Annotated in this window: 19 protein-coding genes; 11 read left to right on the top strand and 8 right to left on the bottom strand. The window is 63.2% G+C overall.

Features of this window, described 5'->3' with window-relative positions; all coding sequences use genetic code 11:
• Positions 1–15 precede the first annotated feature (15 nt).
• The 4 genes from N5D61_RS04670 to hemB all read right to left on the bottom strand — a co-directional run bounded on the left by N5D61_RS04670 (position 16) and on the right by hemB (position 6535).
• Complete coding sequence (locus N5D61_RS04670) at positions 16–2409, bottom strand: hybrid sensor histidine kinase/response regulator (RefSeq protein WP_108239683.1); 2394 nt, start codon at positions 2407–2409, stop codon at positions 16–18.
• A 78-nt stretch (positions 2410–2487) separates the two neighbouring features.
• Entirely contained in the window at positions 2488–2949 is a 462-nt protein-coding gene (locus N5D61_RS04665; RefSeq protein ID WP_108239684.1) for a response regulator, read from the bottom strand.
• A gap of 19 nt (positions 2950–2968) precedes the next feature.
• Positions 2969–5224, bottom strand: coding sequence for an ATP-binding protein (locus N5D61_RS04660; protein WP_108239685.1), 2256 nt, complete (start codon positions 5222–5224; stop codon positions 2969–2971).
• Positions 5225–5560: 336 nt separating this feature from the next.
• Positions 5561–6535 (bottom strand): porphobilinogen synthase, encoded by a 975-nt coding sequence (gene hemB / locus N5D61_RS04655; protein ID WP_108239686.1) that lies wholly within the window; start codon positions 6533–6535, stop codon positions 5561–5563.
• A 233-nt stretch (positions 6536–6768) separates the two neighbouring features.
• Here hemB and N5D61_RS04650 point away from each other — a divergent pair, with 233 nt between their 5' ends.
• On the top strand, positions 6769–8037 hold the full coding sequence (locus N5D61_RS04650; protein WP_279891080.1) for an MFS transporter: 1269 nt from the start codon (positions 6769–6771) through the stop codon (positions 8035–8037).
• Here N5D61_RS04650 and N5D61_RS04645 read toward each other — a convergent pair.
• Positions 8034–8567 (bottom strand): GNAT family N-acetyltransferase, encoded by a 534-nt coding sequence (locus N5D61_RS04645; RefSeq protein ID WP_279891078.1) that lies wholly within the window; start codon positions 8565–8567, stop codon positions 8034–8036. The genes N5D61_RS04650 and N5D61_RS04645 overlap by 4 nt on opposite strands.
• Positions 8568–8670: 103 nt before the next feature.
• Here N5D61_RS04645 and N5D61_RS04640 point away from each other — a divergent pair, with 103 nt between their 5' ends.
• Both N5D61_RS04640 and N5D61_RS04635 read left to right on the top strand, forming a co-directional pair.
• Positions 8671–9558 (top strand): LysR family transcriptional regulator, encoded by an 888-nt coding sequence (locus tag N5D61_RS04640; protein WP_279891076.1) that lies wholly within the window; start codon positions 8671–8673, stop codon positions 9556–9558.
• Between the two features lie 51 nt (positions 9559–9609).
• Positions 9610–10548, top strand: coding sequence for a class I SAM-dependent methyltransferase (locus N5D61_RS04635; protein WP_279891074.1), 939 nt, complete (start codon positions 9610–9612; stop codon positions 10546–10548).
• A gap of 33 nt (positions 10549–10581) precedes the next feature.
• On the opposite strand, the gene N5D61_RS04630 is transcribed toward N5D61_RS04635, so the two are convergent.
• Both N5D61_RS04630 and N5D61_RS04625 read right to left on the bottom strand, forming a co-directional pair.
• Positions 10582–12201 carry a methyl-accepting chemotaxis protein gene (locus N5D61_RS04630; RefSeq protein WP_279891073.1) on the bottom strand — a complete coding sequence of 540 codons (1620 nt, stop codon included), beginning with the start codon at positions 12199–12201 and terminating at the stop codon, positions 10582–10584.
• A gap of 301 nt (positions 12202–12502) precedes the next feature.
• Positions 12503–13333, bottom strand: a complete 831-nt coding sequence (locus N5D61_RS04625) for an IclR family transcriptional regulator (protein WP_279891071.1) — start codon at positions 13331–13333, stop codon at positions 12503–12505.
• Between the two features lie 258 nt (positions 13334–13591).
• Here N5D61_RS04625 and N5D61_RS04620 point away from each other — a divergent pair, with 258 nt between their 5' ends.
• From N5D61_RS04620 to N5D61_RS04590, 7 genes are read left to right on the top strand one after another with little or no spacing between them, the layout of a single operon-like run.
• Positions 13592–14620, top strand: a complete 1029-nt coding sequence (locus N5D61_RS04620) for an ABC transporter ATP-binding protein (protein ID WP_279891069.1) — start codon at positions 13592–13594, stop codon at positions 14618–14620.
• Positions 14617–15489: an ABC transporter permease gene (locus N5D61_RS04615; protein ID WP_279891068.1), complete on the top strand. Its 873-nt coding sequence runs from the start codon at positions 14617–14619 to the stop codon at positions 15487–15489. The genes N5D61_RS04620 and N5D61_RS04615 overlap by 4 nt, the downstream gene beginning before the upstream one ends.
• Before the next feature lie 3 nt (positions 15490–15492).
• Complete coding sequence (locus N5D61_RS04610; RefSeq protein ID WP_279891067.1) at positions 15493–16287, top strand: ABC transporter permease; 795 nt, start codon at positions 15493–15495, stop codon at positions 16285–16287.
• Between the two features lie 52 nt (positions 16288–16339).
• Positions 16340–16630 carry a (2Fe-2S)-binding protein gene (locus N5D61_RS04605; RefSeq protein WP_108239695.1) on the top strand — a complete coding sequence of 97 codons (291 nt, stop codon included), beginning with the start codon at positions 16340–16342 and terminating at the stop codon, positions 16628–16630.
• Positions 16627–17988: an FAD/NAD(P)-binding oxidoreductase gene (locus tag N5D61_RS04600; protein ID WP_279891064.1), complete on the top strand. Its 1362-nt coding sequence runs from the start codon at positions 16627–16629 to the stop codon at positions 17986–17988. Before N5D61_RS04605 ends, N5D61_RS04600 begins: the two co-directional genes overlap by 4 nt.
• On the top strand, positions 17985–19169 hold the full coding sequence (locus tag N5D61_RS04595) for an FAD-binding oxidoreductase (protein ID WP_279891063.1): 1185 nt from the start codon (positions 17985–17987) through the stop codon (positions 19167–19169). The genes N5D61_RS04600 and N5D61_RS04595 overlap by 4 nt, the downstream gene beginning before the upstream one ends.
• Positions 19166–20221: an ABC transporter substrate-binding protein gene (locus N5D61_RS04590; protein WP_108239698.1), complete on the top strand. Its 1056-nt coding sequence runs from the start codon at positions 19166–19168 to the stop codon at positions 20219–20221. Before N5D61_RS04595 ends, N5D61_RS04590 begins: the two co-directional genes overlap by 4 nt.
• 105 nt (positions 20222–20326) lie before the next feature.
• Here N5D61_RS04590 and N5D61_RS04585 read toward each other — a convergent pair whose 3' ends face one another.
• On the bottom strand, positions 20327–22033 hold the full coding sequence (locus N5D61_RS04585) for a response regulator (protein ID WP_279891061.1): 1707 nt from the start codon (positions 22031–22033) through the stop codon (positions 20327–20329).
• A 460-nt stretch (positions 22034–22493) separates the two neighbouring features.
• Here N5D61_RS04585 and N5D61_RS04580 point away from each other — a divergent pair, with 460 nt between their 5' ends.
• Positions 22494–23306 carry a formate/nitrite transporter family protein gene (locus tag N5D61_RS04580; RefSeq protein WP_279891060.1) on the top strand — a complete coding sequence of 271 codons (813 nt, stop codon included), beginning with the start codon at positions 22494–22496 and terminating at the stop codon, positions 23304–23306.
• Positions 23307–23313 lie beyond the last annotated feature (7 nt).

The following is a 23313-nucleotide window of genomic DNA, read 5'->3' as shown; positions in this document are numbered from 1 at the left end:
CGCGTGGCCTCTCTATCATGAGGCCACACTGGTGCCCGTTTTCATCAGCACGTTCGCCAATTTGCGCGCCAGTTCTTCTTCCTTGTAAGGCTTCTGCACAATCAATTGTTGATCGACATCCAGAATGTCGATGTCGGCAAAACCGGTAATGAACATCACCGGCAAGTCTGGATGCTCCCGTCGCACCCGAGCGGCCAATTCGGCGCCCGTCATGTTGGGCATCGCGAAATCGGTCAGGACGAGATCGACGCAGGCATCGATTTTCTTCAGTGCCTCTTCGCCGTTCTCCGCTTCCACGACCGAATAGCCCAGTGAAACGAGCATCATCGCCGTCACCGAGCGCACCGCCGGATCATCGTCCACCAACAGAATGGTGCGGTGCAGGTCGTCCGCATCGGCGTGGCCAGGCATGTCCGAGTCACTGGTGACCGATTGCGCGGTCTGGGCGATGCTGGGCAGGAACACCCGAATGGTGGTGCCGACATCTTCGACGGTGTCGATGCGCACTCCCCCGCCCGACTGCTTGGCGAAGCCGAACACCTGGGCCAGTCCCAAGCCCGACCCCTTGCCGACGGCTTTGGTGGTGAAGAACGGCTCGAACGCCTTGGCCAGCACCTCCTCACTCATGCCACAGCCCGTGTCACTGACCGACAGCACGACGTAGGCACCGGGATCAGGGTCTTCCGGCCGCTGCGGCAGGCGGTAGACCATCTCGTTCCAAGTGCTCAGGCGCAATTGACCGCCTTGCGCCATGGCATCGCGGGCGTTGATCGCCAGGTTGAGAATGATCATTTCGGTCTGGGTCGGATCAACCAGCGCACTCCAGAGGTCCTCGGCCAGGTCAGTCTCGACCCAAACGCTGCCACCCAGTGCGCGCCCCAGCAGTTCGCGCATGCCGCCGATGGTGTCATTGAGGTTCAGCGCGACCGGTTCCAGGCGCTGACGCCGCGAGAACGACAACAACTGGCTGGTCAACTTGGCGCCCCGCTCGCCGGCAGCCCGGATATTCTCCAGGCGCTGGGGTGATTTGGTGAACACGCCCTTTTCCAGATCCCGGGTGAGGAAGTTGGCGCTGGTGAGGATGACTGTGAGCAAGTTGTTGAAGTCGTGAGCGACTCCCGCCGTCAGTTGCCCCACCACTTCGAGCCGCTGCATCTGCTGCAGCGCCGCCTCCACTCGCTCCCGTTCGCGGATCTGGTCGCGCAGCCGCCTGTTGGTCGCCGCCAGTTCGTCCATGACCGTCCGCTCGCTGGTGATGTCGCGGACCGCCACGTACATCACCCCTTCGTCGGGCACAATGGTCCAGGACAGCCAGCGATACCCCCCATCGGCATGGCGCATGCGGTTGACGAAACGGGTGGTCACGTGCCCATTTGCGACGCTGGCGGTTTCACCGAGGGTGGCCTCCAGGTCGTCCAGATGAATCAGCTCGGCGAGCGACTGACTCTGGAAGTCGTTGCGGGTCCAGCCCAAGGTCGCTTCCCAAGCCGGGTTCAGCGCGATGGGCGTCAGATCGAGACGCAAGACGCCCAGCAATTCACGGGACAGCTCCCAGGTCCGGTCGCGCTCGCGGGTCCGCTGTACGACGCGCTCGTTCAGGATGTCGTTGAGTTGTTGAAGCGCTTCGGTGGCCTGCTTGCGCTCGCTGATGTCCTGCATCACTCCGGTAAAGCGCACGCACTGGCCGTTTTCGAACAGCGAGCGACCATTGGAAAAGACCCAGCGTTCGTCTTCCCCTTCGGTGAGGATCCGGTGTTCGATCTGAAAGCCCGTGTCGCCGCTCAGCGCTGCCAGGACCTTGCTGCGCAACGCCTCACGATCCTCTGGATGACAGCGCGAGAACATGAAGCTGAAACTGACCTGCGCATCGGCGGGCACACCGTACAGCGCCTTGCAGCGCTCGTCCCATAGCAGCGTCTCGCTGCGCGGGTCGTACGTCCAGACGCCCATTTCTGCAGCCTCGATCGCCAGATGAGCGCGGATTTCGGTTTCCTTCAGCGTCTGCTCGGCCCGCTGGCGCTTCTCCCGTTCCTGCACTTCCAGCACGGCCCGGGTGACCGCTTTGGGCAACATTCTGAGGTTTTGCTTGAGGACATAGTCCACAGCCCCCATCCGCATCATCTCGACCGCGTGCTGTTCGCCGAAAATGCCGGAAAGGAAAATGAAAGGCGTCTTTGGGGCCAGACGCAAGGCGGTGGCCAGCACATCCGGACCGGAAGACCCGGGAAGCAGGTAGTCGCTGAGAATCAGATCGAAACGCCCGCCCGACAGTTCGCGTTCCACGTCCTTGTGGTTGTAGACCAGTGTAGCGTCAACGTTCAGACCGCTGCTTTCCAGGATGAGCAGGGTCAGTTCCGCGTCGTGTGGGCTGTCTTCAACCAGCAGCAGCTTGAGTAGCGATATCGGCATGAATAGTCGTCGTTCATTGCACAAGGGCCCTTGCCGCCTGCATGTGACGCCAGGGGTCGGGCCTCTAGGTGTCGGCGATCAGGAACCCGGACGGCGTGTCAGTCGCAGTGAACCGGGCGGCGGCTCATTGAGAACGGCCCAGAAAACCCCGAGATCGGAGATTGCCGAGACGAATTCCTTGAATTCGACCGGTTTGACGACGTAAGCGTTCACTCCCAAGGCATATGCGCGTTGCAGGTCCGGCTCTTCACGGGACGACGTCAACATGACCACCGGCACGCTGCGTAACTCTTCGCTCTCGCGAATGGCCTTGAGCACCTCCAGGCCATCGACCTTGGGCAGTTTGAGGTCCAGCAGCATCACCGCGGGATTGCCCGCCGCGCGATCGTGCCAGTTGTTGCGGCGAAACAGGTAATCCAGCGCCTCGGCACCGTCGCGTAGCACGATCACTTCGTTGGCCAATTGGCTGCGTTCCAGCGCAACCAGGGTCAACTCCAGATCGTTGGGGTTATCTTCCACCAGAAGAATGGGTTTGAGCATTGGGCGTCTCCTCGGACACTCAAAGGGTTACGGTCAAGCTGCGCTTGGGCAACGCAAAGTAAAAGGTGGCGCCCTGTCCCAGTTCGCCTTGAGCCCAGACTGAGCCATCGTGGCGCTCGATGATACGTCGCACACTGGCCAGGCCGATGCCCGTGCCTTCGAACTCCTCCATGCGGTGCAGGCGCTGAAACACGCCGAACAGCTTGCTGGCGTACTGCATGTCGAAGCCCACGCCGTTGTCGCGGATGTACACCACCACCTTCCCGTCTTCTTCATAGCTGCCGATCTCGATCACGGCGGCGATTTGCGTTCGGGTGTACTTGATGGCATTGGCCAACAGATTGCGCATCGCCAGGTGAAGGAAAGCGGCGTCAGCAATCACCACCGGCAGCGGCTCGGGGATCAGCCACTGCAAGTCACGCCCTTCGTAGTCGGGCTGCATCTCCTTGCGCATGGCCTCGACCATGGCGTTGAGGTCGACTTCCGAGAAGCGCATGGCCGAACGGCCCATTTGCGAAAAGCTCAGCAGGTTGTCCACCAGGGTGCCAGCGAAGCGAGCCGACTCACCGATGTTATCGAGGAAACGCACCCCTCTTTCGGAAAGCTTGCCACCTTCAGTGTCACCCAGCAGCTCGGCGTAGCCGGCGATGTGGCGCAGCGGCGCGCGAAGGTCATGGGAGACGCTGTAGGAAAACGCTTCGAGTTCCTTGTTGGACTTTTTCAGTTCGTCCGCCAGCGCGGCCATTTCCTCGGCCTTGCGCAGTACGATGCCGAGCACGGCAGCACGCAATTCGATGACGCCCTCAGTGTCCAGTTCGTCCCATGGCCGAGAGAAGCCGCGCACGGTCTCCTGCCAAAGCGCGAAACTGTGACGCGGACTCAAGGAGCCGCTATCGTCGACGGCCTTTTCCGGCCTGCCTGCCCAGTTCACCACACGTGTCTGTTCGGGACGGAACCAAATGATGTAGTTGGAGTGCAACTCCGAAATCGCCATGGCCAAGACGCCACTCACCGAGCGGCTGAGTTCGGGCAGTTCGGGAATGTCGCGCCCCACGTTGTCGGACTTGAACACGTCGTGGGAACCCCGCTGGCTCAACCACTGGGTCAGGGCCTGGATGTGCCCGTGGCCCGGCGTCTCTCCGTAGACATCGAGCGATGATTCGGAGATCACTGCGGCACCGGAGGCGCCCACGAACGCCAGGAGCACGTCCGGTACAGCCCGCAGACCGCCGATCACGCTGTCCAGGTCGGCCATGGCGGCGAGCATCTGCACGATCTGGCGGCGCAGGCTGAGCATGCGCTCGGTCCTGGCCTGGGCTTCCTTGGTTTCGATCTGCAACGACAGCACACTGCCCAGCAGTTCGCAGGCTGTGCGGGTCTGGAAGCTGACGGCACGTGGCGTTGCGTGGTGACAGGAAATCAGGCCCCACAACTGCCCCCGGACCACGATGGAAATCGACATCGACGCCAGGGTCTGCATGTTGCGCATGTACTGCAAATGCACGGGCGACACACTGCGCAACGTGGCGAAACTCAGGTCCAGCGGCGCCCCGGTCACCGGGTTGTCGAGCGGCACCAGCGGCGAGGGTTGGTAATTGGCGTCCTCGATGACCCGGATACGGTTGGCCAGGTACAAGGCACGGGCCTGGGCCGGGACGTCGGAGCCAGGAAAGCTTAGCCCCAGGTAGGTCGGGTAATCCGGCTCAGCCATTTCAGCGATGACCAGCCCATTGCCCTCTGCATCGAACTGATAGGCTTTGACGCGACCGAAACCGGTGATCCGTTTGACCTCCGCCACCGAACGCTGACACAGCGCCTCGATGCTCTCGGCTTCTTGCATCTGGCTGATGAAGGTACGCATCAAGGGGTAGACGTTGCCGTAGGCCGAGCCCATGTCGCTGGCCGGTTCGAATTCGGCAATCAGGACCTGATCGTGCCGGTGGGCCATCATCGCGATCGGTTTGCCAGCCTGGATCCCCTCCAGAAAGCGAACATCGCCGACGTGAAAAGGGTTCTGATCCTCTTCAGGCAAGGCCGCGAACCGCGCGATCAATCGTTCGGCGTCATCGAACACTTGGGACAGCGGCAGGCCGATCAGCGCCTGCGGCGCAATCCCCAGCCACTCGCTCACGTTCGCGCTGACCTGGACAACGGTCATCGCTGCCTCTTCGATCACCAGCAAAAACCCCTGAGGCTGGATGCTGCCGGGGATCTGGATGGGCTCGCGGGCGCACTGATCGATCGCGCTCTGTTCAAGTGCCGGGCTCAGGGTCAAAAGTCGGTCTCCTTCACCCCAGCCTGCCTGAGACAGACACACCGGGATGGGTGCCAGAAAACGTCGGCACTGATTGAATGGGCGTACACATTAACAAATCCGGACCCTGTATACGACACACGAAGTCACCGACCGTTCGAAGTCTCGGCCGCCGACGAGAAGTGCCCCGGCGGGCAGCGCGGCGGGCGATAGCGGTCACTCGCAAGCTGCCCTGGCGCACCGCCCGGAGCCGCCGCATGCCAAGCCAGGTTTTGGGCAACGGCCTCACGCGGCACGAACGCGCAGGGTGGGCGTGATCGTAATGTCGATCACGCCGGAGGAAGGGGCGCTCTGGCGTCAGATACCCGCCAAGGCCAGGTCCATCGCGAAGTAAGTGAAAATCAGATCGGCGCCCGCACGCTTGATGGCGCCCAGGCTCTCACGCACCACGCGGTGTTCGTCAATGGCGCCGGCCTGTGCGGCGAACTTGATCATCGCGTACTCCCCACTGACCTGATACGCCGCCAACGGCAGGTTCGACGCTTCGCGGATATCGCGGATGATGTCCAGGTAAGCGCCAGCGGGCTTGACCATCAGCGCATCGGCGCCCTCGGCTTCGTCCAGCAGGGATTCACGCAGGGCTTCGCGTCGGTTCATCGGGTTCATCTGGTAGGTCTTGCGGTCGCCCTTGAGCGCCGATCCGCCGGCCTCCCGGAAAGGCCCGTAGAGCGAAGAGGCGAATTTGGTCGAATACGCCATGATCGGTGTCTGGGTGAACCCCGCCGCGTCCAGCGCGGTGCGAATGGCCTTGATCTGCCCGTCCATGGCCGCGGACGGCGCGATCACGTCGGCGCCGGCGCGCGCTGCCATGACCGCCTGTTTGCCGAGGTTTTCAATGGTGGCGTCGTTATCGACGTGGTCGCCGTGCAGGACACCGCAGTGGCCATGATCGGTGTATTCGCAGAAGCAGGTGTCCGACATCACAATCATGTCCGGCACGGCATCTTTGATCGTGCGCGAAATGCGCGAGACCAGGCCATTTTCCTGCCAGGTGTCACTGCCGGTCGCGTCCAGGTGGTGGGAAACGCCAAAGGTCATCACCGATTTGATGCCCGCGCGGGCGTAACGCTCGACTTCTTGCGCCAGCTTCGACTCGGGGATGCGGCTGACGCCCGGCATACTGGTGATCGGGACGAAGTCGTCGACTTCTTCTTCGACGAAGATCGGCAGCACCAGGTCGTTCAAGGTGAATTCGGTTTCCTGAAACAGCGCGCGGAAGTTGGCATTGCTGCGTAGGCGACGTGGACGGGCAGCGGGAAACAGACTGGACATGGCAGTTCCTGATCAAAAATGGCGTACATGGGCCCGCACACAGCAACCGGGCCCTCATTAATGGCGCGAAGCTTATGCCTGCCTCGCATGGGATTCAAATATCGGGGCGATAAACACAATTGTCAGACGGGCAAAAGTCCCGCGCCCGGCGGCGAACCAAATCCCCGCTTCGCCTGTCATTTATCGCATGCAGCGCCCTTCCCGGCTGCGCAACCCATGTGGCGAGGCCAGCCGTGAACGACACCTCTTCCGAACGACGTAACAACCGCTCACTGGACGGCCTCAACTTTTTCCTCGCAGACGTGCGCGACGGGCTGGGGCCTTACCTGGCGATCTACCTGCTGGCCGTCCATAAGTGGGATCCGGCAAGTATCGGCCTGGTGATGACCATCGCCGGTATAGCCGCTTTGATCACCCAGACGCCAGCGGGTGCGCTGATTGACCGCACCCGCAGCAAACGGCTGGTGGTCGCCATCGCCGCGCTGCTGGTGACGGCCAGTTGCCTGATCTTGCCCTTCATTCACAGTTTTACCTGGGTTGCGCTCACCCAGAGCCTGAGCGCGATCGCTGGGTCCGTGTTCGCTCCGGCCATCGCGGCGATTTCGCTCGGCATCACCGGCCCGCGAGCCTTTACCCGACGCACTGGACGCAACGAAACCTGGAACCATGCGGGCAACGCCTGCGCGGCTCTGCTGGCTGGAGGGTTGTCCTGGGCCTTCGGCCCCATCGCTGTCTTTTACCTGATGGCCTTCATGGCCGTCGCCAGCGTGATCGCAGTCAGTTTCGTCGATGCCGAGGCGATCGATCATGACGTCGCGCGGGGTTTCGACCAGTCTGTCGACAACGCCCACGAGCAACCAAGCGGCTTGTCGGTCCTGATGCACAACCGGCCCCTGATGCTGTTCGCCGTGTGCTGCGGCCTGTTTCACCTGGCCAACGCCGCGATGCTGCCGCTGGTCAGCCAGAAGCTTTCGCAGATCGACATGTCACTGGCCACCCCCCTGACCTCGGCCTGTATCGTCGCCGCCCAACTGGTGATGGTACCGGTGGCGTGGCTGGTGGGGGCGAAGGCCGACCAGTGGGGGCGCAAGCCGCTGTTACTGGCGGGCTTCATTATCTTGCCGCTCAGGGGCGTGTTGTACGTGCTCTCGGACAACCCCTGGTGGCTGGTCAGCGTGCAATTGCTGGACGGTATCGGCGCTGGCGCCTTCGGCGCGCTGATGCCCCTGGTGGTCAAGGACCTGACCCAGGGCACTGGCCGCTTCAATGTCAGCCTGGGCGCCATTTCGACGGTATTCGGCCTGGGCGCAGCATTGAGCAATGGGCTGGCGGGGATGGTGATTCATGAGGCGGGTTACAGCGCCGCCTTCCTGACCCTGGCTGGCATCGCGGCGGTCGCCAGTGCATTGCTCTGGCTGGGCGTACCGGAAACCGCTCGGCACGCCGATCGAAATACCGCGCCACCCTCGGCACCCACCTCGGCGCAACCCATGGCGGGCTAGTCCTCGGGGTGGTTGGCCGCCCCTTCGCCCAGTTCGCGCTGCATGATCACCGTATCCAGCCAGCGACCGTGCTTGAATCCCACAGCCTCGAACACCCCGACCCGTCGAAAGCCCAGGCGCTCGTGCAGTCGGATCGAGGCAATGTTTTCGCTGTTGCCGATGATCGCCACCATCTGGCGGCGTCCGTTCTCGACGCACCTCTGGATGACCCGGCTCAACAACGCCTGGCCAATGCCCCGCCCCGCCATGCCTTCACGCACGTACACCGAATCTTCGACGGTGAAACGATAGGCCGGTCGCGGGCGATACAGGGTCGCGTAGCCATAGCCGACGATCTCCCCGGCCTGCTCGGCCACCAGATAGGGCAAGCCATGGGCACGGAGGTCCGCCCGCCGTTGGCGCATCTGATCCACTGTGGGGGGCTCCAACTCGAAGCTGGCGGTGCCGTACAGCACATGGTGGGCGTAGATCGCCTGCACGGCGGGCATATCGTCTTCGTCAGCGTCGCGCAGAATAAGGGCTTCAGGCATGAACGTCTTCTTGGTCAGAGGATCGGGACGGACTCATGATGCCGCGCCGCCCAGACGAAACAAAGCTATGATTCGTCATCCTCAGCATCAGTAAAACTTTGCCATGCACCGCCTCAACCTCATCCACCTGCACACCTTCGCGCAGGTCATCCGACACGGCAGTTTTTCCGCCGCAGCCGAACGTCTGGGCCTGACTCAACCCGCGGTCAGTTTGCACATCCGGCAGTTGGAAGCGCGTCTGAACCTGCGCCTGATCGAGCGGGTCGGCAAGCGGATCAAACCGACGTCCGCTGGCGACACACTGCTTGACCACGCCGGGCGCATCGACGCTGTCGTGGAAGAGGCGTTGCTCGAACTGGCCCATCACGCCGCTGGCATCGCCGGTCAGGTCGCGATCGGTACGGGGGCGACCACCTGCATCCACCTGCTTCCCCCTATGCTGCAAAACCTCAGACATCACTTTCCGGATCTCGACGTACGGGTCAGTACCGGTAACACCGATGCCATCCTGCGCGCGGTGGAGGAAAACCGCCTCGACCTGGCCCTGGTCACCCTCCCGGCGGCTGGGCGCAGCCTGTCGATCAGCCCGTTGCTGGCAGACGAGTTTGTCGCGATCTTCAGCGCTGAGGCGCCAGGCATCCACCCCCCGTTGACGCCGACATCACTGGAGCGTCTGCCGCTGGTGGTGTTCGAGGCGGGCAGCAGCACCCGCTTGTTGATCGATGAGTGGTACCTGCAAGCGGGTCTTCGGGTCAAACCGATCATGGAATTGGGCAGTGTCGAAGCCATCAAGGAAATGGTCGCCGCCGGCCTGGGCTACAGCATCGTGCCGCGCATGTCGGTGGCCGCTGAGCATCATCGGCGCGGCTTGCGGGTGGAGACGCTTACACCGCCGCTCAGTCGCACTTTGGCCCTGGTCCTGAGGCAGGACAAACCCGTGAACAAGGCGTTGCGCCAAGTGCTCGAAGCGTTACAGGCACTGGCGCACTGATTGCGGTTAAACTGCCGCCCTCTTTCACTGCCGACCCACGCCCGCGCCCCGATGAACGCCACCGCCCTCGATACCCTCCGTCAACACCTGCTCGCCGCCCTCTGCCCCGCCCCTGCGCAAACCTGCCGACTGTTCCATGGGCGGGGCCGACGCTGGCCAGGTCTGGAGCAGGTGACAGTGGACTGGATGCAGGGGGTGGTGTTGGTGGCGCTGTTCAAGGCACCGGCCGCCGACGAGTTGGACGCCTTGAAAGCGCTGCTGAGGGAAGTCGTTCAAACGCCCGGGTGGCATGACAGCGGTGCCCAGACCTTGCTGTTGCAACACCGTTACTTGCCTGACAGCGCCACCGAAACCCTGTTCGGCGAGTGCCCGGAAGAATGGACCGTCGTTGAAGACGGGCTGCGCTATCGCGTGGATTTCGGCAAGAAGCAGAACAGTGGCCTGTTTCTCGACATGCGCTGCGGCCGGGAATGGGTGCGGGCCAACGCGTCAGGCAAACGCGTGCTCAACCTGTTCGCCTACACCTGCGGATTTTCCGTGGCCGCGCTCGAAGGCGGCGCCACGTTCGTGGTCAATCTGGACATGTCTCGCGCGGCATTGAGCCGCGGCCGAGACAATCATCGGCTCAATGGCCACGACCTGACCAAGGTCAGTTTTCTTGGCCATGAACTGTTCAAGTCCTGGGGCAAGGTCAAGCACGGCGGGCCATACGACCTGGTGATCATCGATCCGCCATCGTTTCAGAAAGGCAGTTTCCTCCTGACCAAGGATTACCAGCGCGTGCTGCGCAAGTTGCCTGAGTTGCTGACACCCGAGGGCACGGTGTTGGCATGCATGAACGACCCGTCGCTGGGCGCGGATTTCCTGATCGAGGAAGTCATGCGGGAGGCACCCGGTCTGCGCTTCGAACAGCGCATTCCCAACCCGCCGGAGTTCGCGGACATCGACCCGGAGGGCGGCCTCAAAACCCTGGTGTTTCGCCAGGGCTGAGGCCAGCGTCAGCGCTTCGATGCGCTCCCCGGTTCAGGCACTGAGCCGCGAAATCACGTCGTTCAGCCCCACCGACAAGACGTGCAGGTCCTGACTCGCGGTTTGCGTGCGCTGTACGTTGCTTTGGTTGGTGGTGGCAATGGCGGTGATCTCCGTCAGGTTGCGGGAAATGTCTTCGGCCACGGACGTCTGTTCTTCCGCTGCCGTGGCAATTTGCCGGTTCATGTCACGGATCGCCTCCACAGCGGTCGTGATGCGCGCCAGCGAAGAACCGGCCAGGGCCACCTGATCAACGCTTTCCTGGCTACGCGCCTGACCACTTTCGATCGCCTGCGCCGCATCGATGGCACCGGTTTGCACCGAGCTGATGATCTGATGGATCTCGGCGGTCGAGGCGGCGGTGCGCTGGGCCAGGGTTCGGACTTCATCGGCCACCACGGCGAAGCCGCGGCCCGCATCCCCGGCGCGCGCCGCCTCGATGGCCGCGTTCAAGGCCAGCAGGTTCGTCTGCTCGGCGATGCCGCGGATCACCTCCAGCACTTTGCCGATGCGGCCGCTGTCACTTTCCAGACGTCGGATCACATCTGCAGTGTTGCTGATCTCGGCGCGCATCCGGGTAATCGCCGTGATGGTTGCGTTCATCACCTCGCTGCCGTCCTGGGAGTTGCGATCCGCTTCATCCGCCGCGTTGGCCGCCTGGGCAGCGTGGCGAGCGACCTCCTGCGCAGTGGCCGACATCTCGGTCATCGCGGTGGCCACCTGATCGGTACGCTCGAACTGCTCGTGAGTGCCCTGCGCCATCAACGCCGCAATGGCTTTCAACTCGCCACCGGCGCTATCCAGGTCGGTGGTGCTGCGCTTGAGGCGGTTGAAGGTGTCGGCGAGAAAATCGCGCAAGGTGTTGGCCGCCACCGCCAGGCGCCCCAGTTCGTCCTGACGGGTGACGCTGACGCGGTCGCTGAAGCGCCCTTGGCTCAATTGCGCGACGTAGTCGATCAGCAGGCCGATCGGACCCACGATGTTGCGGTTGACGACCCACAGCGCCAGCCCCCCCACCAGTAAGGCCGAGACCAGCATCACCAGCGTACCGATGAGGATGGTTCGGTCGGCGGCATCGCTGATCATCAGCGATTGTGCATCGCTCTGTTCGCGCAGGCTGACCACCAGCGCGCTCATCTGCTCACTGGCTGCCCGGTCCATGCCCTTGACCGCCTGATCGCCGGCCACCGGATCAGCGCCCGCCGCCACGAATGCCTCGAACCCTTTGCGGTAGGCCAGACCCAGCGCCCGGTGTTCTTCGCGCAGCTTGTCGATCCGAGCGCGGGTCGCCGAATCGAGGTCGCTCATGGCACTCAACCGCCCGAGGGTATCCTGGACCAGACGTTCCTGTTCCTCGAACTGGCCCCAGAACTTGTCGCGATCGGCCGTCTGTTTGCCGCGCAGCAGCACGTTTTTCCACTCCTGCACTTGCACCTTGAACTGCAGGTTCGCCTGATCGACCCGCTGCGAGGCCTGCAACGGCCCGTCCAACAGGCCGCGATAAGCATGCACGTTACTGGATAGGAAATGAAAACAGGCCAGTGCGATCAGCAGCACCAGCACCAGGCTGCCACTGAGCAGCGCGAGAATCTGCAATCTCAGGGATTTGGACATACGGGAATCTCATCAGGGAAGGACTGCGGTCTTCGGAATCGTCCGAAAATGCCTGCTTGCCACATCCCTGTGCCGCCATTTCAAGCTGATGCAAACAGCGGGCGTACATAGGTTGATTCGACTCTGGGATAGGGTTCTTTAAACGCCGTGATGCAGACCCGACAGACGGTCGGAAAGCGTCAAAGGTTCGTCTGAAAGGCCAGTCAACCATTTGGCGAACACCCGCCATCACTCAATGGAGTCGCTGATCGTGTTTTCCCCGATCAGTGCATCTGAACGGCGGCCACGCTCAAAATCCGTCCTATTGCCCGAACACCTGCGACGGCCGCCTCAGCACCGGATCGAACGGGTTGATCTTCTGCCCGATGGCCATCGCTTCGCGCTTGAGCATCTCGACGACGGTTGGCATGCGCCCGGCATTGAGGCGGTCGGTGATCGTCGCCACGCTCAACGCCGCCACCGCCCGGCCTTCGCGATCCAGGATCGGCACCGCCAGACCCGCCATGCCTTCGAGCACGCCGGTATTGCGTGCGGCGTAGCCCAACTGCCGGACGCTGTCGATTTCCGATCGCAGCATGACTTCGTCGTACAGGTGAAAGTCCCGAAGACGCGGCAGGTTGTAGCGAATCACGGTGTCCCGTTCCTCCTCGGGAAGGAACGCGAGAATGGCCAGGCTACCCTGCCCCACGCCCAGGGCCACGCGGCCGCCAATGTCGCCAGTAAAGGTACGGATCGGATACGGCCCCTCGCTGCGGTCCAGGCAAACGGCGTCGAAGCCACTGCGGGCCAGAAGGAACAGCGAATCCCCGAGCGACGCCGACAAGCGCAGCAAGCTCGGCCGCACCACATCGCGCAGATTGCCGGTCTGCCCGGCCCTTGCCGCCAGCGCGAAAAACTCAAGGCTCAGGCGGTAGCGTTTACTGCGGGCATCCTGCTCGACCATCCCCTCATCCAGCAAGCTGTGCAGCAGGCGATGGGTCGTGGGCTGTGACAACCCTATCCGCTGCGCGACCTGGCTCGCGCGCTCACCGCCTGGCGGACCGTCCCCCAGGCAGCGCAGCACCGCAAACAGTCGCGACACCGCACCCACACCCACATCGCCAGTTTGATCATTTCGTTCAGTGGAATTCATATTCTTCCCAAACCTTAGGTAATTCATTGAGCGAATAAACTCGAAAATAAATCTCGCTCAATGAAATTCATCGTTGAGGCCATCCTAGGCTTCGGCCTAGGATCAGTCCACAGGGCGATTTGAATAACAGCGGCAGCCGACCCGATCGAGCGCCAACGTCCAGCGTGCTAGCACCCCAAGCACCCGCGCTTTTCTCTTTCGCATCTGCCCATAAAAACGCATGCCCCGGCATGCACGAATACGAGGTGGAACGCAGCCATGGCATTTCTTCAACTTCAGGCCCTGTGCAAACGCTACGGCGCCGTCGATGCGGTGGTCGCCACTGACTTGTCGGTGGCAAAAGGCGAATTCGTGTCGCTGCTCGGCCCCTCCGGCTGCGGCAAGACCACGACCCTGCAGATGATCGCCGGCTTCGTGGAGGTCACCTCGGGCCACATCCTGCTCGACGGCCGTGACATCACCCATGCCAAGCCCGCCAGCCGGGGGCTGGGTGTGGTGTTCCAGTCTTATGCCTTGTTCCCGCACATGAGCGTCCGCGACAACGTCGCCTTCGGCTTGAAAATGCGCAAAGTGGCGGCGAGCGAGATTCAGCGCAGGGTGACCAAGGTGCTGGCGCTGGTGCGACTGGACCGGCATGCCGAGCGCTATCCACGTGAACTCTCCGGCGGCCAGCGGCAACGCGTGGCCCTGGCCCGCGCATTGGTCATCGAGCCGCCTGTGCTGCTGCTCGACGAGCCGCTATCGAACCTGGATGCGAATTTGCGCGAAGAAATGCAGTTCGAGATCCGACGGATTCAGCGCGAAGTGGGCATCACCACGCTGATGGTCACTCACGACCAAGCCGAAGCGCTGTCCATCAGTGATCGGGTGGTGGTCATGCAAGCCGGGCGCATTACCCAGATCGACGAACCCTACGCGCTCTATGAGCACCCTCGTACGCGTTTCATTTCCGGCTTCGTGGGCAAGGCGAACCTGCTGCGCGGCGACCGCGATGGCAACGGCGCGGCGCAGGTCCGACAGCAGCACGGCGACGGCGAGCTGACCCTGAGCCTGCGACCGGAAAAAATCGACCTGCTCGCTGCCGGAGAAGGCCGCCTGCAGGGACGGGTCATCACCCGTTACTTCCTGGGCAGTCAGTGGCTGTACCGCGTTGAAACGACAATCGGCGAAATCACCGTCGTCCGTCGCAACGATGGCCAGGCGCCGCTGCAAGAGGGCACGACAGTCGGCCTGGATTGGCCCGCAACCTTGCTCCGGATCGTGAACACCGATGAGGTCGCGGTATGAGCGGCAGCACCCTGTTACGCGACAGCGGGCGCGGCTATCTGCTCTCGGCACCGGCACTGGTGCTGTTCATCGGCCTGCTGGTGCTGCCATTGCTGCTCACCCTGGTGCTGTCGTTCAACGTGTTCGATTACGAGGTGGGCGTCAAAGGCGATCAGTGGACGGTCGCCCAGTACCTGAACCTGATCAGCGATTCCTACTTCTACGAGATTTTTTTTCGCACGTTCTGGATCAGCGCACTGGTCACGCTGCTCTGCGTGCTGATCGGTGTTCCGGAGGCGTACATCCTCAGCCGAATGGGTACGCCATGGCGCTCGATTTTCCTCATCCTGATTCTCACCCCGCTGTTGATTTCCGTGGTGGTGCGGGCATTCGGCTGGAGCCTGTTGCTCGGCGCCGACGGGTTGATCAATCAGGCCATCCAGGCCCTGGGTGGGCGTCCACTGAAGCTGCTGTATACCCCGTTCGCCGTGGTGCTGGCGCTGGTCCACGTGATGCTGCCGTTCATGATCATCCCGGTGTGGACGTCGCTGCAAAAGCTCGATCGGTCGGCCGAGCAGGCCGCGCTGTCGCTGGGCGCAAGCCAGGCCACGGTCATGCGCCAGGTGGTGCTGCCGCAGGTGATGCCCGGCGTGCTGTCCGGCACCCTCATCGTATTCGGCCTGTCGGCCAGCTCTTTTGCCATTCCGGGGCTGCTGGGCGGGCGTCGCTTGAAGATGGTCGCAACCACCGTCTATGACCAATACCTCTCGGAACTCAATTGGCCCATGGGCGCGGCCATCGCCGTCGCGCTGCTGCTGATCAATCTGTTGGTGATGCTGTCGTGGAACCGGCTGGTGGAAGGCCGCTACAAGAAATCCCTGGGGGAATAACCGATGTCCAAGAATGGCCCGCTGGCCTTGTTCTTTCATGCCCTGGTGGTGGTGTTCATGCTGGCGCCGCTGGCGGTGGTGTGCCTGGTGGCGTTTACCCCGGAAAACACCCTGAGCCTGCCCTGGCGTGGGTTTTCCCTGCGCTGGTTCAGCGCGGTGTTCGAACGCGCCGATTTCATCCAGTCGTTCTACAACAGCCTGTTGCTGGCGGTGGTGGCGGCGACCCTCGCGACACTGATTGCCGTCCCCGCCGCGCTGGCGATCACCCGCTACCAGTTTCCCGGGCGGAACCTGCTCAACGGCCTGTTCCTGTCACCGATCATCATTCCGCACCTGGTGCTAGGCGTGGCGATGCTGCGGCTGTTCGCCCTGATGGGCGTCAACGGCAGCTTTGTCTGGCTCATGTTCGCCCACGTCGTGGTGATCACCCCCTACGTGTTGCGCCTGGTACTCGCCGCCGCGATCGGCATGGATCGCAGTGCCGAACAAGCCGCCGAATCGCTGGGCGCCAGCCGCTTCACCCTGTTCCGCCAGATCACGCTGCCGATGATCCTGCCGGGTGTGGCCGGCGGCTGGCTGTTGGCATTCATCAACAGTTTCGATGAGGTCACGCTGTCGATTTTCGTCACCTCGCCGGCGACCCAGACATTACCCGTGCGCATGTACGTCTACGCCACCGAATCCATCGACCCGATGATGGCCGCTGTTTCGGCGCTGGTCATCGCCCTGACAGCCGCCACCATGATCATCCTGGATCGGGTCTACGGCCTGGACCGCGTTCTAGTGGGACGACACTGATGGCGCGTCCCTTGATCCTTCACCCCTGCACCGGCCTTACAGAGAGCGCACCATGGCATTGCTGAAACGACTGGCCGAACTCGACCGCGAGGTCTTGCCCTTCACCCTCGACGGACAACCGACCCAAGGCCTGCGGGGCGACACCCTGTTGACCGCCGTGCTCACCGGCGCCGACCGCTTGCGGGGCAGCGACTTCAGCGCCGAGCCTCGCGCCGGCTTCTGCCTGATGGGCGCCTGCCAGGACTGTTGGGTCCGGCTGGGGGATGGCCGTCGAGTGCGCGCCTGCTCGACGCTACTGGAGGCCGGGCTGAGTGTCGTCCGCGAACCGGGGCGCTGCCTGTGAAACGCGCCGATATCGTCATTGTCGGTGCCGGGCCGGCCGGCATCCGCGCTGCGCAGACGCTGGTTGCCCATGGCGTTCAGCCCTGCCTGATCGATGAAAGCCTGCGCGGCGGTGGACAGATCTACCGCCGTCAGCCCGAGCACTTCAAGCGCTCGGCCAAGACCCTCTACGGATTTGAAGCGCCTAAAGCCCGTGCCGTGCATTCGACTCTGGATCGCCTGGCAAGCCAGATCGACTATCGGCCGGAAACGCTGGTCTGGAACGCCGAAGCGCAAACGCTCGACACACTGGCCAACGGCGTCGCGACACAGGTGCCGTATCAACGGCTGATCGTTGCCACAGGCGCCACGGACCGTATCCTGCCTGTACCTGGCTGGACCTTGCCCGGCGTGTACAGCCTCGGCGCCGCACAGATCGCGCTGAAGTTCCAGGGCTGCGCGATTGGCGAAAAGGTGGTCTTCGCGGGCAGCGGGCCGCTGCTGTACCTGGTGGCTTATCAGTACGCCAAAGCCGGTGCGAAGGTCGCGGCGGTGCTCGACAGCGCCCCGCTCTCGGCTCAGACCCGCGCCCTGCCCGCCCTGCTCGGGCAGCCCGCGACCCTCGCCAAAGGCCTGTATTACCGCGGCTGGCTCACCGCCCATGGCATTGCGGTGCATCAAGGTGTCGTGCTGGAGAGCATCCTGGGGCGCCAGCGTGTCAGCAGCGTGCAATGGCGCGACGGCGGCCAATTGAAACGGCTGGATTGCGATGCCGTCGGCTTCGCTCATGCGTTGCGCAGCGAGACGCAACTGGCCGATTTGCTCGGCTGTGCCTTCGATTGGTGCCCGCTGAACCGCGCCTGGTTGCCGCGCCGGGACGACCAGGCGCGCAGCAGCGTGGAAGGCGTTTACCTGGCGGGAGACGGCGCCGGCATCATGGGAGCCGACGCCGCAGAGATGGCGGGCGAGCTGGCGGCCCTGACCCTGCTGGGCGATATCGGTCAGCAGCGCGACGCTGCCCGCAGCCGCGAACTGCAAGGCAAGCTCGAGCGTATTCGGCGATTCCGCCATGGCCTGGAAACGGCCTTTCCTTTCCCTGATCGCTGGGCGGCCGATGCGCCGGACGAAACGACCATCTGCCGCTGCGAGGAAGTCAGCGCCGGTGACATTCGCCGGACCGTCGCCGAGGGGCATTGGGAGGTGAACCGGGTCAAAGCCATGTGCCGGGTCGGAATGGGGCGCTGCCAGGGCCGGATGTGCGGGCCGGCATCGGCCGAAATCATCGCCCAGGCCAGCGGTCGCGACATTTCCAGCGTGGGTCGCCTGCGCGGCCAGGCACCGATCAAACCCTTGCCGTTCGGCGTGGAGATGGAGCCATGAGCGCATTCAGCGAAGTGGATGCCGTGATCATCGGCGGCGGCATCGTCGGCTCCTCCGCCGCGCTGTTTCTGGCCAGAACGGGCAAGCGCGTGGTCTTGCTGGAGCGGGACTTTGTCGGCGCCCATTCCAGCGGCGTGAACTATGGCGGGGTGCGCCGCCAAGGGCGTCCGCTGTCTCAGTTACCGCTTTCGCAACGGGCGCACGGGATCTGGGCAGACCTGCACAACCTGATCGGCATCGATGGCGAATACCAGCGCTCCGGCCATTTGAAACTGGCGCGCAGCGAACAGGACATGGCAGCGCTGGAGGCTTACGAACGGGCGGCTCGGGGCTTCGGTCTGAACCTGCAACTGCTCGACCGCACTCAGCTGCGTGCTCGCTTTCCCTGGGCCGGCGATGTTGCCGTGGGAGCGTCGCTGTGCGCCGACGATGGTCACGCCAATCCGCGGCTCGTCTCTCCCGCATTCGCTTTTGCAGCGCGGCGTGCCGGCGCTCAGGTGGAGGAACAGGCTCGCGTCATTGAAGTCACCCATGACGGCCTGGCCTTCAGAGTTCGCACAGCCCACGGCACCCAGTGGCGCGCGCCCTGGCTGCTCAATTGCGCAGGCGCCTGGGCTGCCGACCTCGCTGCACAATTCGGCGAACCAGTGCCGATGCGCTCGGGCCACCCGGCGATGTTGGTCACCGAACCGTTGCCCCTGTTCATGGACGTCAGCACCGGCGTCGAAGGCGGCGGTATCTATGCACGACAGGTCGCTCGGGGCAATTGCGTGCTCGGCGGTGGCCAGGGCTTCGCGCTCGACCCGGGCAGAGCCCGGCCCGGGCAGGCGGCGATTCTGGAAATACTGCGCAACGCCGGTGAACTCTACCCGCCGCTGGCAGGCGCACAGGCGATCCGCACCTGGAGCGGCACCGAAGGCTACCTGCCGGACCGCGAACCGGTGCTGGGGGCCAGCGCCACGCAACCGGGTCTGTTGCACGGTTTCGGCTTTGCAGGTTCCGGTTTCCAGATCGGCCCGGCCGCGGGTCAGGCGCTGGCGCAGATCGTCTGCGACGGGGCGCCCGACATCGCCCTGGATGCCTTTTCGATTTCCCGATTTCAAGCGGTACCGCCTGCCCCTGCCGTGCCCCCGCGCACGGATAACGTCATCCCTTTGCTCAGAGGAACATCGCAGCCATGAATACCCTCAGATCCCTCAAACGCCTCGCCCTGACCGGTCTGCCACTGGCGGCCACCGCACTGGCATCGACCACCGTCCATGCGCAAACCACCCTGTACCTGGGGATGAACGGCGGCACCATGGAACGGCTGTATGCCGATCAGGTACTGCCTGCGTTCGAGAAGGCCAACGACGTCAAGGTGGTGATCGTCCCCGGCACCTCCTCGGACATTCTCGCCAAGGTCCAGGCCAGCAAGGACAACCCGCAGATGCACGTCATGTTTCTCGACGACGGCATCATGTACCGCGCGATTTCCATGGGGCTGTGCGGCAAGCTTCAGCCGAGCGCAACCCTCGCGGACATTCCGGCCAAGGGCAAGATCAAGGACGAAGCCGTGGCAGTGAGCCTGGGCGTCACCGGTCTGGCGTACAACAGCAAGATGTTTCAGGAGAACGGCTGGAGCGCGCCAACTTCCTGGGCAGACATGGCAGACAAACGCTACAAGGACAAGCTGGTGTTCCAGTCGCTGGCCTCCAGCACCTTCGGCCTGCACGGCTTCCTGATGTTCAACCGCTTGCAGGGCGGCACCGAAACCAACGTCGAGCCCGGCTTCAAGGCGTGGCCGAAGACCGTGGGGCCGAATGTGCTGGAATACATCGCCAGTTCCGCAAAGATTTCCGAAATGGTTCAGACCGGCGAGGCCGCCCTGTTCCCGCTGACGCCGACACAGGTCACCGCGCTCAAGCTCAAAGGCGTGCCCGTTGAGTACGCGCCGCCCAAGGAAGGCGCCGTGGTGCTGAACGTCGCCGAATGCACCATTGCCAATAACGATCAACCCGAGCTGGCGCAGAAACTGGCGGAATTCCTGCTCACTCCGCAGGCGCAATCTCCGGCGCTGGAACTGGGTGACCAGATCCCGTCCAATCCGAAAACGCCGACCAGCGACCGCACCCGCGGGCAGGTCGAGGCCATGAACAAGTACTTGGAAACAGCGGTGACCATCGATTGGGATCAAGTCAATCAGGTGCGTCCGGAGTGGAACGCTCGCTGGAGCCGAACCATCGAGCGGTAGCGCACCGGGCGTGTATGCCCCGGTCATGGCTGCGATCTGCAACCCGTTCTGACGGCAAACCCCTGCTCAAGGAGTGGGGTTTGCCAACGAACTCAGCGCGGCAGTCTAGCGCAGCAATCCCTCGATACCGGCAATCAGGCCTTCCAGGCTCACAGGCTTGTTCATGATCACCGCGCCGGCCTGACAGCCCGCGCGCACCGCTTCGATATCCGCGTGCCCGGTGAGCAGCAACACCGGCAGCCCTGGCCAGATCTCGCGCAGTACGCGAAACAGCGCCACTCCGCTGAAATCACCCATGGCGCAATCACTGACGACGATATCCGGCACGCGACGGCGTATCGACTCAATCGCTGCGAAACCACTCGACACCGACTCCACCGCGTAACCGGCGTCCATTAGCAGCCCGGCCATGACGTCTCGAAGGCGGTCGTCATCGTCCACCAGCAAGACCTTCGCTCCCCGAGCTGGCAAAGCAGCTGCCGATGCTGCCGAGTGGGCTGGCGCCTGCGCGATCGTCCCGTCTACGCCCTCGCGTATCTTGAGCAGCAGGCTCACCGTGGTGCCGCCTGCGCCGCCGCACTGCAAGGTCACGTTGCCTCCTGCCTGGGCGGCGAACGCCGATACCTGCGAAAGCCCAAGCCCCGTGCCCTTCCCGGCTTGCTTGGTGGTGAAGAACGGCTCGAACGCCTGTCGGGCAATCGCTTCAGGAATGCCAGGGCCGTCGTCTTCGACGGTCAACTCCACATAGACGCCGTCGCTCAGCGCCGCGTGATCGGTGAGTGACAGCACCCGGGTCGCCACGCGAATGCTCCCCGCCCCGCCCATCGCATCCCGTGCGTTGACCAGCAGATTGAGAACCGCAGCTTCCAGTTGAGTGGCGTCACAAAGCACCCAGGCAGGCGTCGAGTCCAGCTCGAAAAGCAGCTTGATGTCCGGGCTCAGCACACGGCCGAACAGTTCCTCGAGGCCGCGCAATTCCGCGCTCACGTCCAGCAGGCTGAGCGCCGAAGGGTCCTGGCGGGTGAAGGCCAGCAGTTGCGCGATCAAGGTCGAGCCTTTGTTCACGGCCTGCAGACCGACCGAAGCCCAGCGTAGAACGTCTTCGGGCTTCTGCGCCTTGCGCTCGATGAATTGCAGGCTGGCGCTGATCGCCTGGAGCAGGTTGTTGAAGTCATGGGCAATGCCGCTGGTCAGTTGCCCGATCACCGACACCCGCTGGTCCTGGCGCAATTGGGCATGGGCGGTTCGGTCATCACCCAGTGCGTCGATCACCTTGCGGCTCAAACTGCGGGTCTGCTCGTCTTTGAGCAGGCTGAATTCGCGCAGCTGCATCAGGGCTGAAGTCTGGCGGGCCAACGCCTCGAGCGCGGCAGCCTGAGCCGGGTTCAGAGTGCGCGGAACCCTGTCGATCACACACACGGTGCCTAGCACGGCACCGTGTTCGGTCACGATGGGCGCCCCGGCATAGAACCGGATGAAGGGTTCACCCAGCACCAACGGATTCTGGGCGAAGCGCTCATCCAGCGTAGCGTCCTCCACGATCAGCAGTTGCGCCGGTTGAAGGATGGCATGGGCGCAAAACGCCTGATCACGATGGGTTTCGCGCACGGGCAAGCCGACGCAGGCCTTGAACCATTGACGTTCGCGGTCGATGAGCGAAACCAGGGCAATCGGGGTTTCGCAGATCAGCGCGGCCAACGAGACGATGTCGTCGAAGGCCTGCTCGGGCAGACTGTCGAGGATGTGCAGGCGCTCCAGGGCCTCGATACGTCGAGCTTCGTCAAGCGGGAGCGGCGCGGGGCGATGGGTCATGGGTTCACGCTGATAAGGGGGGCTGGCAGAAAGCGACATGCTCAATCGGATCGGCGATCCTGCTGTCGGTTCCCCAGTGCATCATGCCAATTCGCTGGCAATGGGGATAGCGATAAATGGCCTTTCGCTCTCGCCGCCGGTCTTCTTGCGCGCGCATGGGCCATCCCGAAGGGTTGCACGCGGACCGAAACAGCGGGCGATAGAGCATATCGATGAGATGATCGGAACAAGCGATTGGACGCTCTGGCCCCGGATCGGTAGCTTGCTCACTACCTGATTACGCTTTTTCTGGCGTTTCTGCGATGCGGTGTGAAGTCGCACACCGACACCCTCAAATGGATTGGCGCCGTGGCTCACAGCACGCTCGCGCATCAAGACCGGACGCTTGACCCATCATTAATCGTTGCCAGGCGCGTGACTGAGTGTCGTGCCATCGGCCTTTGCGTGCGAGTTTGAACACATGTCCATCAACACCCCCCAACAAATCGCCGAGCTCACCATCGAGGCCGGCGTGAAGAAATCCCGGCTGCCGGTGTCCGCGATCCTGGTACTGGGTTTCCTGGCAGGCGCCTTCATCGCCCTGGGTTTTCTGCTGGACATTCACGTCAGCACCATGATCCCCGGCCCATGGGCCTCGCTGGGTAATTTGCTGGGTGCAGCGGTGTTTCCCATCGGGCTGATCCTGGTCATCCTGGCGGGCGGCGAGTTGCTCACCGGCAACATGATGACCCTCCCCACGGCGCTGTTTGCCGGGCGCATCTCAGTGGGCGCGGTGCTGGGCAACTGGGCGCTGGTCACTTTCGCCAACCTGCTGGGCGCACTGTTCATTGCCTATTTTTTCGGCCATGTGCTGGGGCTGACCGAAGGCGTTTACCTGGCCAAAACGGTGGCGATCGCCAAAGCCAAGGCGAGTGCCGACTTCGGTCAAGCGTTCATTTCCGGCATCGGCTGCAACTGGCTGGTGTGCCTGGCGGTCTGGCTGTCGTACGCCAGCAAGGACGTCACCGGCAAGATCATCGGCATGTGGTTTCCCATCATGGCCTTCGTCGCGATCGGCTTCCAGCACGTGGTGGCGAACATGTTCGTGATCCCGGCGGCCATTTTTGCCGATGCGTTGAACTGGGGCGTCTTCGTGGAAAATATCGGCGCGGTGTTCCTGGGCAACGCGGTGGGGGGTGCAATTTTCGTCGGTCTGGCGTATTACGTGTCCTATTCGAAAGCTGAACGGGCGCATAACGTGATGGTCGAGCCGCCGGTCAGCCAGAAGATTTGAACCTTGA

The organism is Pseudomonas sp. GD03842, assembly GCF_029841165.1.
Lineage (GTDB): Bacteria > Pseudomonadota > Gammaproteobacteria > Pseudomonadales > Pseudomonadaceae > Aquipseudomonas.
Note: the sequence above shows the minus strand (reverse complement) of the source record. Positions and strands in the feature narration are given on the sequence as shown.

Bases quoted from the DNA above. Each gene is read 5' to 3' on its own strand.
- N5D61_RS04670 (WP_108239683.1), bottom strand. From the start codon at position 2,409: ATGCCGATATCGCTACTCAAGCTGCTGCTGGTTGAAGACAGCCCACAC.
- N5D61_RS04665 (WP_108239684.1), bottom strand. From the start codon at position 2,949: ATGCTCAAACCCATTCTTCTGGTGGAAGATAACCCCAACGATCTGGAG.
- hemB (WP_108239686.1), bottom strand. From the start codon at position 6,535: ATGTCCAGTCTGTTTCCCGCTGCCCGTCCACGTCGCCTACGCAGCAAT.
- N5D61_RS04645 (WP_279891078.1), bottom strand. From the start codon at position 8,567: ATGCCTGAAGCCCTTATTCTGCGCGACGCTGACGAAGACGATATGCCC.
- N5D61_RS04640 (WP_279891076.1), top strand. From the start codon at position 8,671: ATGCACCGCCTCAACCTCATCCACCTGCACACCTTCGCGCAGGTCATC.
- N5D61_RS04635 (WP_279891074.1), top strand. From the start codon at position 9,610: ATGAACGCCACCGCCCTCGATACCCTCCGTCAACACCTGCTCGCCGCC.
- N5D61_RS04630 (WP_279891073.1), bottom strand. From the start codon at position 12,201: ATGTCCAAATCCCTGAGATTGCAGATTCTCGCGCTGCTCAGTGGCAGC.
- N5D61_RS04625 (WP_279891071.1), bottom strand. From the start codon at position 13,333: ATGAATTCCACTGAACGAAATGATCAAACTGGCGATGTGGGTGTGGGT.
- N5D61_RS04620 (WP_279891069.1), top strand. From the start codon at position 13,592: ATGGCATTTCTTCAACTTCAGGCCCTGTGCAAACGCTACGGCGCCGTC.
- N5D61_RS04615 (WP_279891068.1), top strand. From the start codon at position 14,617: ATGAGCGGCAGCACCCTGTTACGCGACAGCGGGCGCGGCTATCTGCTC.
- N5D61_RS04610 (WP_279891067.1), top strand. From the start codon at position 15,493: ATGTCCAAGAATGGCCCGCTGGCCTTGTTCTTTCATGCCCTGGTGGTG.
- N5D61_RS04605 (WP_108239695.1), top strand. From the start codon at position 16,340: ATGGCATTGCTGAAACGACTGGCCGAACTCGACCGCGAGGTCTTGCCC.
- N5D61_RS04595 (WP_279891063.1), top strand. From the start codon at position 17,985: ATGAGCGCATTCAGCGAAGTGGATGCCGTGATCATCGGCGGCGGCATC.
- N5D61_RS04590 (WP_108239698.1), top strand. From the start codon at position 19,166: ATGAATACCCTCAGATCCCTCAAACGCCTCGCCCTGACCGGTCTGCCA.
- N5D61_RS04585 (WP_279891061.1), bottom strand. From the start codon at position 22,033: ATGACCCATCGCCCCGCGCCGCTCCCGCTTGACGAAGCTCGACGTATC.
- N5D61_RS04580 (WP_279891060.1), top strand. From the start codon at position 22,494: ATGTCCATCAACACCCCCCAACAAATCGCCGAGCTCACCATCGAGGCC.